This window comes from Desulfopila aestuarii DSM 18488 (assembly GCF_900143695.1).
Classification (GTDB): Bacteria; Desulfobacterota; Desulfobulbia; order Desulfobulbales; family Desulfocapsaceae; genus Desulfopila; species Desulfopila aestuarii.
In genome coordinates this window covers 95426-107891 of the sequence record NZ_FRFE01000019.1, presented here as the reverse complement: position 1 = coordinate 107891, position 12466 = coordinate 95426, and the positions used below count along the sequence as shown (strand labels likewise).

The 12466-nt window shown below is 51.4% G+C and carries 13 protein-coding genes; 2 read left to right on the top strand and 11 right to left on the bottom strand.

Features of this window, described 5'->3' with window-relative positions; genetic code table 11:
- Positions 1–360: 360 nt before the first annotated feature.
- The 3 genes from BUF15_RS17490 to BUF15_RS17480 form a co-directional block, all read right to left on the bottom strand.
- Entirely contained in the window at positions 361–966 is a 606-nt protein-coding gene (locus tag BUF15_RS17490) for a methyl-accepting chemotaxis protein (RefSeq protein WP_073614996.1), read from the bottom strand.
- A gap of 213 nt (positions 967–1179) precedes the next feature.
- Positions 1180–2022: a sodium:proton exchanger gene (locus tag BUF15_RS17485; protein ID WP_073614995.1), complete on the bottom strand. Its 843-nt coding sequence runs from the start codon at positions 2020–2022 to the stop codon at positions 1180–1182.
- 7 nt (positions 2023–2029) lie between these two features.
- Entirely contained in the window at positions 2030–2290 is a 261-nt protein-coding gene (locus BUF15_RS17480) for a glutaredoxin family protein (RefSeq protein WP_073614994.1), read from the bottom strand.
- 143 nt (positions 2291–2433) lie between these two features.
- Here BUF15_RS17480 and BUF15_RS17475 point away from each other — a divergent pair, with 143 nt between their 5' ends.
- Entirely contained in the window at positions 2434–2898 is a 465-nt protein-coding gene (locus BUF15_RS17475) for a CreA family protein (protein ID WP_143170763.1), read from the top strand.
- 125 nt (positions 2899–3023) lie between these two features.
- Here BUF15_RS17475 and BUF15_RS17470 read toward each other — a convergent pair whose 3' ends face one another.
- The 4 genes from BUF15_RS17470 to BUF15_RS17455 all read right to left on the bottom strand — a co-directional run bounded on the left by BUF15_RS17470 (position 3024) and on the right by BUF15_RS17455 (position 7488).
- Positions 3024–3782 carry an ATP-binding protein gene (locus tag BUF15_RS17470; RefSeq protein WP_073614993.1) on the bottom strand — a complete coding sequence of 253 codons (759 nt, stop codon included), beginning with the start codon at positions 3780–3782 and terminating at the stop codon, positions 3024–3026.
- Positions 3783–4131: 349 nt separating this feature from the next.
- The gene (locus tag BUF15_RS17465; RefSeq protein ID WP_073614992.1) at positions 4132–4779 is read right to left on the bottom strand and encodes a nitrite/sulfite reductase domain-containing protein; all 648 of its coding nucleotides are present in this window, start codon (positions 4777–4779) and stop codon (positions 4132–4134) included.
- A gap of 90 nt (positions 4780–4869) precedes the next feature.
- On the bottom strand, positions 4870–6504 hold the full coding sequence (gene hcp / locus BUF15_RS17460; protein WP_073614991.1) for a hydroxylamine reductase: 1635 nt from the start codon (positions 6502–6504) through the stop codon (positions 4870–4872).
- A gap of 195 nt (positions 6505–6699) precedes the next feature.
- The gene (locus BUF15_RS17455; RefSeq protein ID WP_073614990.1) at positions 6700–7488 is read right to left on the bottom strand and encodes a class I SAM-dependent methyltransferase; all 789 of its coding nucleotides are present in this window, start codon (positions 7486–7488) and stop codon (positions 6700–6702) included.
- A 220-nt stretch (positions 7489–7708) separates the two neighbouring features.
- Between BUF15_RS17455 and BUF15_RS17450 the strand changes: the two genes are divergently transcribed.
- Positions 7709–8251 (top strand): ferritin family protein, encoded by a 543-nt coding sequence (locus tag BUF15_RS17450; protein WP_073614989.1) that lies wholly within the window; start codon positions 7709–7711, stop codon positions 8249–8251.
- Between the two features lie 282 nt (positions 8252–8533).
- Here BUF15_RS17450 and BUF15_RS17445 read toward each other — a convergent pair whose 3' ends face one another.
- The 4 genes from BUF15_RS17445 to BUF15_RS17430 form a co-directional block, all read right to left on the bottom strand.
- Positions 8534–9685 carry an MBL fold metallo-hydrolase gene (locus BUF15_RS17445; protein ID WP_073614988.1) on the bottom strand — a complete coding sequence of 384 codons (1152 nt, stop codon included), beginning with the start codon at positions 9683–9685 and terminating at the stop codon, positions 8534–8536.
- A 198-nt stretch (positions 9686–9883) separates the two neighbouring features.
- On the bottom strand, positions 9884–10693 hold the full coding sequence (locus BUF15_RS17440) for a rhodanese-like domain-containing protein (RefSeq protein WP_073614987.1): 810 nt from the start codon (positions 10691–10693) through the stop codon (positions 9884–9886).
- Between the two features lie 51 nt (positions 10694–10744).
- Complete coding sequence (locus tag BUF15_RS17435) at positions 10745–11227, bottom strand: hypothetical protein (protein ID WP_073614986.1); 483 nt, start codon at positions 11225–11227, stop codon at positions 10745–10747.
- Between the two features lie 29 nt (positions 11228–11256).
- The gene (locus tag BUF15_RS17430) at positions 11257–12456 is read right to left on the bottom strand and encodes an FprA family A-type flavoprotein (protein WP_073614985.1); all 1200 of its coding nucleotides are present in this window, start codon (positions 12454–12456) and stop codon (positions 11257–11259) included.
- Positions 12457–12466: the final 10 nt, after the last annotated feature.

Sequence of the window (12466 nt, the reverse complement as noted above, 5' to 3'; positions counted from 1 at the left end):
TTGGACACGTCCCATCAACCATGATATCGTGTCTATGAGCTTCATGGCATTCTCCTTGGATTGGTTTTGCTGGATACAAAACTATACCAGGAAATGCCATGAAGCTCTATTATTTCAGTATGTTAAATCAAAATACTCCCTGATTCTGTTATTGCACGTCTTTTTGCAAGAGGCTCAAAAGTTAAAAGATTAAGGGAAGACTGGCATTTCTCATTCGCCAGCTGGAAAACACGTTATTGGTCTAAGATCATCTGCGATGAAAGTACACTTCACCACCGTTTTTATGGATGTGGCTCAAAGAGTTCTTTGAGAATGAATCGAACGATACGTGTTAGATATTGCCTGCCATTATGCTCATATTTATTCATTTTCAAGGTAGGTCGCGAAAGCCGTCTTAATTTTCCGGTTATGTTCCCGCATCGACCAGCAGAGGCTGGCGAGTTCATCTTTTTCTTCTTCGGGCAGGTTGAATGAGTCTGCCTGTTCAAGCAGGGTGTCGAGAGCTGCCGTGCTGTTTTTCAGCACACGCATGGACTGCGACAATGAATCGTTGAATTGATTGATCTTGCCCGCAAGCTCCATTCCTTCATCTTTTTCCCGTAAGCGGATCTGAGCACCAAGATTGCCGCTATTCATACTGTCGAGCGTTCGTTCAAAGCGATAGAGAGGGCCGGCAACTCTATGGGTGAGAAAAACTGAGCTTATCAGCAGCATCACGCCACCAAAGGCAAGGAGCATCCAGTTGGCGGTCAGCAACTCTTTGACAATCATCAGCGGAGTCGAGCCGAGTGTAATATCGGCGCCGGAAAAAGAGAGGGTCAGCGTATCTGCCGAAAAGAGCGCAAGCAACGTAATAAAGAGCAGGCATCCTCCGGAGAAGAACAGGAAGGTGGCCAGCACCAGTTTGCTTTGATACCCCCTCTTGATGAAGATGGTTTTGCGTTTGTAGCCGTCAGCCATGAGCATATTTTTCCGTTACATGTAGTATGAATCTCATTGGAATAATGGGGCATAAGACAGATGACGCGGTTGGACTAGTGGGCGCAACTATTCCTTTCAACTGATAAAAGCACTAAATTACAATATCGCGAATACCAGCTGAATTGCAAGGATAACAATTTGAAAAAATGAAGGCGGAGTGAATTGAACGATTGCCAGTTCTATAGACTCCGCCTTTTTTTATCTGGTGACGAGATAGGTGGCGACGCCTGCGGCGGCAAGCCAGATATTGGTGATGTTGGAGACGGCGATGTTCAGGATGGCGGCGAGGTGTTTGCGGCGGGCCAGAAGAGATATGCAGGATTTGAATTCGGGCCAGCTGGTCAGGGTGGCAAGCACGAGGAAGCCGATGACGCCTTTGGGGGCATGGGAATGGGTGGCGGCGAAGGTGACGACACTGTCGAGAAAATAACCGGTGACGGTGAGAATGATGACAGCGGGGAGCAGCCAGACCCTGGGGTTGATATGATGTTCTTCGATTTCCTCTGAATGGGCTTCCTGCGGGCGTTTGAAGAACGTTATCAAGCCGTAGGCGGTTGCGCCGATGACCCAATAGATATAGTATTTCTCATCGATAAAGAAGAACGAACCTGCAAAAATGGCAGTCCCCAATACGGTGGATACGGTATACCCTGGGTTGGTTTTCGCTGTTACCCCGATTTGGCGGCAGACGAGGGCCGCGAAAAAGAGCAGAATCGGGTTCATGAAATTGGAGCCGAGCGGGGTTGAGGCGGCAAAGATAATATCCCCGACCAGAAGGCCGACAAGCAGGCAGAGCGCCTCAGGACCGTTGGTGATAAAACCGGTAATCGTGCCAATGCCCTTAGTGTTTTTCAGACATTCAATGATCAGCTCGATTGCGATGCCGATCAGCAGCATTTCAAGGATGACACCGCCGGCTCCGATGAAGGAGTATTGCAGGTTTCCGCCAAAGAGCAGGGCGCTGCCGCAGAAGAAGAGAATGACCAGCGTCCAGACCAGCAGGTCAAGATGGCCAATTGAGTCGAAAAGGAGTTTTTTCACAATGAGGTCAGCGTGTTGAATTCTGCCGAATTTTGTCGAGGAACGCGGCGAGTGTTTTTTTGTCGAGAAAAATTCCGCTCAGTATGTCCTGGCCTGATTTGATGGCGGGGATCATCCGGACCCCATCACTGAGCGTCCGCCGGGGAGAGACGAGAATATCGACGTATTCGATTTCCAGATCGGGCTGATCGGCTTTGAGCTGCTCCAGATACTTGCGTGCAAGGTGGCAGCGGGGGCATAAGCTCGATTTGTATAAGGTAACGTTCATGTCGTGATGGCATTTTGTTATTAAAGACTTATGTTTTTCGCGGAATGGAAAAAGTATACCATACACGTTAAGAGATCAACCGACAGTTGATGTTAAAAATGGAGACCAGTGTGTTATCAGGAAAAAAATTTGTAAAAAGATGGATGATATTGGGATTGGTGGTTGTTGCCGGTGGGATCTTTGCCGGTTCGGCGATGGCGGAGGAGATTGGGGAGGTTCGCACCAAGTTCAAGGTGTTGGGTGCCAATGACAAGATCGTGGTCGAGGCTTTTGATGATCCTGATATTGCGGGTGCGACCTGTTACCTGAGTCGGGCAAAGACCGGTGGTATCAGTGGATCGATGGGACTGGCGGAAGATACTTCGGATGCCTCGCTGGCCTGTCGGCAGACTGGTAAAATCGAGCTGTCTGAGCGCATCAAGTCGGGTAAGGATGACGGTAAGCAGGTTTTTCAGAAGTCGACGTCTCTGCTTTTTAAAACCCTGCAGGTGGTGCGGTTTTACGATAAAAAACGTAATTGCCTGGTGTATCTTACCTATTCGAATAGAGTCATTGAAGGATCGCCGAAAAACAGCATTTCGGCGATACCCATTCTGCCATGGGACTAAGGATAAGGACTGAGTGCTGAGTGCTGAGTGCTGAGTATTAAGTGCTAAGTGCTAAGTGCTAAGTTCTGGGTGCTGGGTGGTGAGGACTAAGGACTTAGCACTTAGTCCTCAGTCCTGGTTTTTTATTACCATTTTTTCCGTTCAATCTCTTCGCCACGGACGGAGAGCGTTACCTGTTCTACCGGGATGGTGACCTTCGATTTTTCAATGGCCCGGCGGACGATGACGTTCATTGAAGAGCAGCAGGGCACTTCCATGATCAGCACGGTGATGGAGTTGAGGTTGCAATTCTTCAGGATCTCGGCGAACCGGTCGACATACATCTCTGCATCATCAAATTTGGGGCAGCCCATCATCACAGCCTTACCGTCCAGGTATTTTTCCTGAAAGCTGCGGGCAGCAACGGCCGTACAGTCGGCGGCGATCAGCAGGTTGGCGTTCTGCAAAAAGGGTGCGGTGGGCGGTACCAGGCGAATCTGGATAGGCCAGTGGTTCAGGGCGGAAGCTGCACCGTCGCCGAGGTTTTTGGGTACATTGGCGGCCTGGCAGGAACTGATCGGTGCAAAGCTCTGGATATGGGTTGAGGCACAGCCGCAGTCCATGGCTTTCGGAGCTGTTGCAGGTGCTGCTTTTTTCTTTTCTGCGGCCAGATATTCTTCAACGGCCTCCTCATCGAATTCGTCCGCTTCCCGTTCAATGATCTGCAGGGCGCCCTGGGGGCAGGCACCGAGGCAGGCGCCCAGGCCGTCACAGAGTTTGTCAGCCACTAGTCGGGCTTTACCATCGATAATCTTCAGGGAACCTTCAGCGCAGTCGGGAACACAGAGCCCGCAGCCGTCACAGAGTTCTTCGTCAATTTTGATAATCTTGCGTACATTCTTCATAGTGAACCTCCGTGGCTCGTCATCATTGGGCGGATTGTTGAGGGGCGGCCTGTGCTGCCCGTTGTGATCATGATTCTATGGTAACAGAATAGAGCGGAAATGATTTGATCTGGGTCAAGAACGTTTATTTTTCGAAAAAAAATATTTAACTCCCCCTCACTCTCAGCCTGATAAGGTTAGGTGAGAGGTGTGAGGTGTAAGGCGTGACATATTGGAAAGTGATCACTCAACAGAATTTCTCCTATTTTCATATTGTTGGAACGGGCACTACCATTTCATGCAGGCGCTTCTCACTCCTCTCTCCTCACTTCATGTAGCTGAACTTTCGGGGTAATCAGAAAAAAAACTGCTACGCATTTGTATCCCCGATGTCTTCATCGAAAAGTTTTCGGTGAAAGGCCTCGACTCCAAAATATTCCATAAACCTCGCTGTGCGCATTTTTGGTTTTGCATGATGCACATATACAGTAAGGCATCGTTGGACCAATTCAATAACTTCATCGTCCCTCAGGCCTTCGGCAATGGTGTCGCCGATCCGTGGTCTGCCCGCGGCGTTGCCGCCGAAGATCAATTTCCAGCCTTTTTGTTCAGCGAGAAGGCCAATATCCCTGACATAGGGTTCGGTGCAGCACATACTGCAGCCGGCGATACCGATCTTGATCTTGGCCGGAGGTGGTACAGGTAAGATTATAGCCTCAATCCTGGCTGCCAGCTCCTCGCCGTTGCGGGTACCATACCGGCAGCCTTCCTTACCAGGGCAGGACTGAATGGTTGTGATCCAATCGGTTACCGGACCGTTTGCCAGCGGTTGCAGCGCTTCGGCGATGACATCAAGTTGCTGCCGGTCGATCCCGGCAACACGCAAACGCCCGGCGGCGGTGAACTTGACCCCATTGACATGATGGTCTTGCAGAACGTGTGTAAGCAGTTCGAGTTGCTCAATGGTGAAGGTCTCGACACGGAAATTGGGAACGAGCAGAAATGTCGTGTGGTTCATAATGTCTGTTGAATAACCCGGCAGGTATAAAAAAAGGCAGGGTGCCGTGGGGCGCCCTGCCTTCATTTCAGCGGAAGCTACTATAAACTATCAGCCGAGAATTGTCTTCAGATCTTCAGCCGGGGTTGCGGCAATCGGTTTGATGGCAAAATTCTCCACCAGTACGTTCAGCACGTTCGGGGTAATAAAGGCCGGCAAGGAGGGTCCGAGACGGATGTCTTTGATGCCGAGGCTCAACAGGGTGAGCAGAATAACAACAGCTTTTTGCTCATACCAGGAGAGTATCATCGACAGCGGAAGATCGTTGACTCCGCATTCAAACGCACCGGCCAATGCAACTGCGATCTGGATGGCAGAGTATGCATCGTTGCATTGTCCGACATCGAGGAGGCGAGGAATGCCGCCGATGTCGCCCAGCTGCTTGTCAAAGAAACGGAATTTTCCGCAGGCCAGGGTGAGAATCATGCAGTCGGCCGGAACCTGCTCAACGAACTCGGTATAGTAGTTACGGCCGGGTTTGGCACCGTCGCAACCACCAACCAGGAAGAAGTGGCGGATCGCTTTTGCTTTCACCGCGTCAATGACTTTATCGGCTACGCCAAGTACGGTGTTGCGGCCAAATCCGGTAAGTACAGTACCTTTGTCGGTATCCGAGGTGAAGCCTTCGAGGGCGAGGGCACGATTGATCACCGGAGTGAAATCTTTCTCGGCACCGATATGGGTAACATCAGGCCAGCCAACCAGGCCGGTGGTGAAAACATTGGCCTTGTAAGACTCGGCAGGCTTCTGAATGCAGTTGGTGGTGAACAGAATGGCACCCGGGAAGAGCGGGAACTCTTTGGCCTGGTTCTGCCAGGCGGTACCATAGTGGCCGTAGAAGTGGCTGTATTTCTTCAACTCCGGATAGGAGTGGCAGGGCAGCATCTCGCCGTGGGTATAGATATTAATTCCTTTACCCTCGGTTTGCTTGAGCAGCAGTTCGAGGTCGTGCAGGTCGTGGCCGGAGACGAGAATGGCCTTGCCTTTTTTCTGGCCAAGGGGAACCGGGGTTGGAACAGGATGACCGTAGGTACCAGTGTTGCCTGCGTCGAGCAGTTCCATGGCTTTGAGGTTTACTTCCCCGCATTTCAGTGCCATGCCGACGAGGGTATTCAGGTCCTGACCCTGTCGGGTCAACTCAGCCATTGTCTCATGAATATAGGTGAAAACGCTTTCGTCTTCCTGGCCAAGGATGGCGGCATGATCGGCATACGCAGCGAGACCCCGCACGCCATAGACGGTGATCTGCTTGAGTGAACGAAGATCTTCATTGGCATCGAGGCTGTTGATGAAATCGAGCTTGGCACCCTGATCTTCAAGGCCAGCGATGGTTGCGGCCGGGGTGAATGCGGCCTGGGGTTCGGCAAAGTCGACGTTGCCGCCGGCGGCTTTGACTGTTGTCTTCAAGCTTTCACGGAGGCTGACGGCGGTGGCGATCCAGTTCTGAAAGCGGATCGGATCGAAGTCAACGTTGGTCAGGCAGGCAAAAATTGCCTCAGCGGTGAAGCGGTCAACAGCCTTGTCGACCACGCCTACCTTTCTACCTTCCACGGCCACAAGAGAAAGGCCCTGTACTGCATAGGTAAGAAGATCCTGCAGGCTGGCTACTTCTTCCTTTTTTCCGCATACGCCAACTTTGGTGCAGCCGGTTCCTTGAGCGGTCTGTTCGCATTGATTACAAAACATGGTGTCCTCCTGAGAAGGTATTGGTCCGCCGGGGCGGACTGTTTGAAGTGCGTTGAATGAACATCAAGCAAGGATGGAGGCGGGTTGTTGCTCTCTCATCGTTTAGAAAGAGAGTACCTGGAAATTGTCTCAGAAACTTTGATCTAGGTCAAGAGATTGGAAAAAAGTTAGGTGTGAGGGGTTAGGGGTTAGGGGTTAGAGGGGAGTGGAGGCTTTAATGAGGAGGAGGGTGGGGGCGGTTGGGCTTGTCGGAGTGTAGGATGAGGAAGCAGATGTGATGGTGAAGCCTGCTGAGTTGATGATATTGAGCCATGTTTCTCGGGAATTGGCGTTCAGCGTCATGGTGTGCTTGTAATTGCAGTTTGGTTCTACTCCGTTCATTGGTCGAATTTTGTAGCGCTCTTCCATGGTGATGGTTGTGGTGGCGGGGTGGAAGGTGCGGAGTGTTTCTTTAACGACTCTTCCACCTTCCGGGCGATCGAAGATTTGGAATTGAAAAGAGGTTGAGTCTTCAGGGCTAGGGTTTGTGTTGGGAATGTACAGCTGGATGAGCAACTGCCCCTCGGGTTGCAAATGCTCCCTGCAGCACGTGAGGCAGCGTACGACATCATCGTTATCGGCCAGCAGATTCAGAGTATTGTAGGGGATGATGATTGCGGCAAAGGTAGTGCGAAAAGCGATCTTTCGCATATCCATACAGACGAGGCGGCTGCCAGGTGCCCGCGTTTGTGCTGCCAGGAGCATGGGGGGAGAGAGATCTATCCCGGTGATACAGTGACCGGCGTTCGTGAGAAGGCGGGTCAATCTGCCACTGCCGCAGCCGAGTTCGAGGATCTCGGAGCAGGGGGGCAAATGTTCTTGATAGAAGGGAAAATCATCGCTGAAGTCATGTAACTCAAGATCATACAGCTGCCGGTAGAGTGCTGCCGGCAGCGCCAGAAATTCTTCGCGGGGTTCTTCGTCGTAATCAGCATATATTTTCATGAAGGTCCCACGATTCTATGTTCCCAATTCATTGTTGATTCTCACGTCGCGAAGGGCGAAAACGTGCAGAAAAAGCATCGCAATTCGTGCGTATGATGCGGGCTTCTTTATACAAAGAGAAAAAAAATGTTGCAAAGATAATCGAGACTCGGTATTGTGGCATTCAATCAAGCAGTAATGATTCTCAATAGCAAATAATAACTCTTACGGAGGTGTTCCAATGCAGAAATATGTATGTACAGTGTGTGGTTATACTCATGATGGTTCCGCTCCTGCAATCTGTCCTCAGTGTGGTGCCAGTGCAGCAAAATTCAAACTTCAGGGCGATGGTGTCATGGCCTGGGCCGATGAGCATGTCATAGGTGTTGCCAAGGATGTCGATGCAGAGATCGTTGAAGGGCTGAAAATGAACTTCACCGGTGAGTGCACTGAGGTTGGCATGTATCTGGCCATGGCCCGTCAGGCGGATCGTGAAGGTTACCCGGAAGTTGCCGAAGCGTACAAGCGCATTGCCTGGGAAGAGGCAGAGCACGCTGCCAAATTTGCCGAACTGCTTGGCGAAGTTGTTGTTGGCGATACCAAAGCCAATCTTGAGGCCCGCGTTGCTGCAGAGCATGGTGCCTGCGCCGGTAAAAAAGAGCTGGCCACCCGCGCCAAGCAGCTCAATCTTGACGCCATCCACGACACCGTTCACGAGATGTGCAAGGATGAGGCTCGTCATGGGCAGGCTTTTGCAGGGCTCCTCAATAGGTATTTTAAGTAATCGCGGTTTGATACGGCCTGATCTCCTTCGTCACGTGACATATCCGCATATCTTAAATATAGCGGATATGTCAAGTCCTCGGATCTCAGGCCGTCTGAAACCGCTTACTTCGGGGTAGGGGAAACGAGAAAAAGGTGAGTTGGATCCGTCCAACTCACCTTTTTTATTGACATTAATATTTCATGAAGTTCAATTTCCTAACTCCTAACTCCTAACTCCTAACTCCTAACTCCTAACTCCTAACTCCTAACTCCTAACTCCTAACTCCTAACTCCTAACTCCTCACCCCATCGCCTTCTTATGCGCTGAAGCCGCGCACTCATTCTTACCTAAATCCAGCTCTTCTGCCTTGTCGTCTTCAACCTGTTCGAGGTTGGCGTTGATCTTGCGGATGGTTGCGTATTCCTTGGGTTGCTCCCGCATGTTATCCTTGATGAAGGCGAGGAAATCCTTCTCGTTGTCGATGGCGTAGATGGATTTGTTGTGTTCGATGGCCTGGCTGAGTGGAGCGGCGAAAGCGAGACCTGCGTTTGCCTCCTGCCAGCTGATATAGTGCCCTGGCAGTACGATCAGGTTGGGGGCGAGCTGCTGGACTTTCTTGAGGGTGCTGAAAAGGATATCTGACCACTCGTCCACCTTGCCACCGAGATCCGGTCGGCCGACAGACTGGAGAAACACCGTATCACCGGATATGAAGAAACGGTTGTCGATGATATAGGAGGTGGAGCCTGGGGTATGGCCGGGGGTGAACATCACCTTCACTTCAGGTCCGCCTTTGGAAAAGCTGAGGAGCTGGCCGTCCTGGGCCTTGGTGTAGCTGAATTGTGCTCCGGAAAAATCATTTTCATTGGCGATAATCTCAACACCTGTTGCCTCTCTCAGCAGTCGGCTGCCGGCGATGTAGTCGGCCTGGAGGTGGGTTTCGCAGGTTCGAATGATCTTCAACCCTTTTTCCTTGGCAAAGTCCTGATAAAAATCGATGGCACGGGAAGGATCAAAGAGCATCAATTCCCCGCCAAAAGCGAGTCCATAACTGCAGGCAGCTTTACCGGGCCGGATAAACTGATAGAGTTGGAATTCCTCCCCCTCGTTCAGCAGTACTGGCGCCAGGACGTTGCCCCAGGATTTGATGCCACCCACGAGATATCCGACATCGGTGAATCCATTATTGGCGAGGATATCGGCGACAAACTGGGCCGAACCTTCACTGGCACAGACAACCCGTATCGGTTTTCCTTTCGGAAGCTTTGCTACTGATTCCTCTTCAATCTCCATGAAATCGAAGTAGGATATATTCTTCATTTCAAACGGATACGGACCTTCCACTGGAAATCGTGCAAAATCCTTGGAGTTACGGACGTCGAGCAGCACCATGTCCTGCCTGGTGGTCAGCCAGTCATACAGATCTTTTGCGGCATAAGGGAAAATACTCATACCTTCTCCTCTTAGTGAATGTGTTTATATGAATACATTGGGGAAAATGGGGTCTGGAGGTTGGGCAAAGCGTAGCGTGCCCAACAGCCTCAGTCTGTCGCTGCTATACCGATGTTGGGCACGGCAAAAGCCGCCTTTGCCCAACCTACCTCCTCATGCCTACTTCTCCTGGTGAATGTGTTTTTCTCAGATCACAATTTATCCTAACCGCTGATCTAGTTCCCGCGCCAGCCGTTTTAAGTGTGTCTGTTCTTCCGCTGCCATCTGTAGATAGAATTCGCGCAGGTCGGCGTGCTGTTCCTTGGTTGCCAGTCGGGAATACATATCGTAGGCCTGGGCCTCGAACCTCATGCCTGTATGGAGAATGGTCTCGATGGTCTTGAGCTGGTCGCCGTAAGTGGCAAGAAATTCGGTGACATTGAAGCCGCCCTCGGCAACGGATGAGGTGTCAGGGACACTGTCATCGGTAGAGGGCAGGAGCGTCTTGAGTTTTGCCATATGGCCGTCTTCAAGTCTGGCCATGTATTCAAGCAGCTCTCGGTTGCTGTCATCGTCGGCACTGTCGGCTAAAAGCTGGTAGAACCGGCGGAGCCCCATCTCCATAGTGAGTGCCATCGACACCGCCGAGGAAAAATCTCCCGACGTAAAGAAATCGAGCCCAAGCTCTTCAGAGCCAATGGCTTTATGGCCTTGCCAGCCATTGATGCCGCCAGTCATATTGAGCACACGGGAGAATCCTGCCGAATTGAGGATCTGGTAGCCGGATTTGCTGCGAACTCCACTGCGGCAATAGACAATTATTTCCCTGTCGCGGTCAAGTTCATCAAGCCGTTGAGGTAACTCCCCAAGTGGGATAAGCCTGGCACCGGGGATATGGGCCTGTTCATATTCCTTGGGCTGTCGGACGTCGAGCAGTTGAAAGGAATCCGGTGGATATTTATCCCGGAGGTTTCTGGTTTCTTCCGGGCTGATGTTTTCGCTTTTAGCAAAGAGCGACATCCAGTTCATAAAGGGCAACTCCAGCTATGGGTGATCGAGCAAGAGGGGGGAGAGATACACTTACATGCGCAGGAGGCCCGCTTCCTCGGGTGTGGCTGAATAACAGTCGATATGGATGAGCCAGTAGCCGCCAGGATCATCCTTGACTGCGGCGAGTCCTTCTTCCGCCAGCCAGTGGCTATCGGCGGGCAGATTGTAAAAATGTGAATCTATGCCAATGAAACCATCAAGCAGGTGGCTGATGACATGCAGTATTTTGCTGGGATAACCGTGTTTTAGATGGCGAAGGTCGGATATGGATGTTGCACCGGTCTGCTGCAGCTCATCTATCAAGCCGTTGACCGTTGCGCGGTTTCTTCCTTCTGCCGCGGCCACCGTTTCAAAAAAATTCGCATCCAGGCCATTGACGCACTTCTCATCGATAACCTGGATGCAGTCGTACATTACCAGGGAGGTGAGATCGAAAAAGCGGTGCACCTGGTCACAGCAGTTGGCGAATGATTCTCCTGCCACCAGGACCTTATGCTGGGCTATCTTTTCCATCTCACACTCCCGTCGGGTTCATGTATGGTTCAGGCAGTGGTGCGAGCCTTGACAGTTGCACCAATTCGCCGGCCCATTTCCGTACATTCGGCCAGAATGTCAGTACTGGGGACATATTTATGCTTTATACCATCCTCGATCAGTTCAATCTTCATGTCCTCAAGGGATTGATTGAGCAGTTTGACCGATTCACCGCTCCAGCCAAAGGAACCAAACGACGCACCGACCTTATTAATCGGCTTCAGTCCGCGCATGTACATGAGGAAACCGGCAATGTTCGGCAGTAGACCATTATTGAGGGTCGGGCTGCCGACGACAATGGCCTTAGCGCTCAGCACCTTGGTCATGATATCGCTGCGGTGATTGACCTTGAGGTTGATCAGGTCGGTGGAGACCCCGGTTTCCTCTAAGCCGGCGGCGATAGCATGGGCCATTTTTTCGGTGGAGTGCCACATGGATTCGTAGATAACCAGGGCTTTTTCACGGCATTCGCCGGTGCTCCATTTACGGTATGCCTCAAGGATGACGTCCATGTTCTTGCGCCAGATGACGCCATGGTCGGGAGCGATCATCTTAATGTCGAGATTCATGCCCGCCACCGCTTCAAGGAGCTTTTTCACAAGCGGTGAGAAGAGATAGAGGATGTTGGCATAATACTTGGCGCTCTCTTCCATCACCTCGGAAAGAGGCACTTCGTCGTCGAATCGCTCGCTGGTGGCGTAGTGCTGACCGAAGGCGTCACTGGAGAAGAGGATACCGTCTTCCTTGATGAACGAAAACATCGAGTCGGGCCAGTGCAGCATCCGGGTTTCGATGAACTGGATGGTACGCTTGCCGAGGCTCAGCTCGGTGCCAGACTTGACGATCTCGAACGGCCAGTCTTCCCGATGAAAGTGGTCGAGGATCGCCTTGTGGCCCATGGGTGAGCAGAACAGTTTTTCCGGCTTGATGATCTCCATCAGTTCCGGCAGGGAGCCGGAGTGATCCATCTCCACATGGTTGACGACAAGATAGTCAATTTTTTCAGGGTCGATAATGTTGCGGACATGCCGCAGCAGATCGTCGAGATGAGAACGCTTGACGGTGTCAAACAGCGTGACCTTTTCGTCGATAATGAGAAAGGCGTTGTAGGTTGTTCCCCGATTGGTGGAATAGCCATGAAAGTCGCGGACATCCCAGTCTACCGCGCCGACCCAGTAAATTCCTTTTGCCAGTTCAATGTTGTTCATGATGACTCCA

Coding starts and splice junctions, on each gene's coding strand:
- BUF15_RS17490 (WP_073614996.1), bottom strand. CDS start 966: ATGCTCATGGCTGACGGCTACAAACGCAAAACCATCTTCATCAAGAGG.
- BUF15_RS17480 (WP_073614994.1), bottom strand. CDS start 2,290: ATGAACGTTACCTTATACAAATCGAGCTTATGCCCCCGCTGCCACCTT.
- BUF15_RS17475 (WP_143170763.1), top strand. CDS start 2,434: ATGATATTGGGATTGGTGGTTGTTGCCGGTGGGATCTTTGCCGGTTCG.
- BUF15_RS17470 (WP_073614993.1), bottom strand. CDS start 3,782: ATGAAGAATGTACGCAAGATTATCAAAATTGACGAAGAACTCTGTGAC.
- BUF15_RS17465 (WP_073614992.1), bottom strand. CDS start 4,779: ATGAACCACACGACATTTCTGCTCGTTCCCAATTTCCGTGTCGAGACC.
- hcp (WP_073614991.1), bottom strand. CDS start 6,504: ATGTTTTGTAATCAATGCGAACAGACCGCTCAAGGAACCGGCTGCACC.
- BUF15_RS17455 (WP_073614990.1), bottom strand. CDS start 7,488: ATGAAAATATATGCTGATTACGACGAAGAACCCCGCGAAGAATTTCTG.
- BUF15_RS17450 (WP_073614989.1), top strand. CDS start 7,709: ATGCAGAAATATGTATGTACAGTGTGTGGTTATACTCATGATGGTTCC.
- BUF15_RS17445 (WP_073614988.1), bottom strand. CDS start 9,685: ATGAGTATTTTCCCTTATGCCGCAAAAGATCTGTATGACTGGCTGACC.
- BUF15_RS17440 (WP_073614987.1), bottom strand. CDS start 10,693: ATGAACTGGATGTCGCTCTTTGCTAAAAGCGAAAACATCAGCCCGGAA.
- BUF15_RS17435 (WP_073614986.1), bottom strand. CDS start 11,227: ATGGAAAAGATAGCCCAGCATAAGGTCCTGGTGGCAGGAGAATCATTC.
- BUF15_RS17430 (WP_073614985.1), bottom strand. CDS start 12,456: ATGAACAACATTGAACTGGCAAAAGGAATTTACTGGGTCGGCGCGGTA.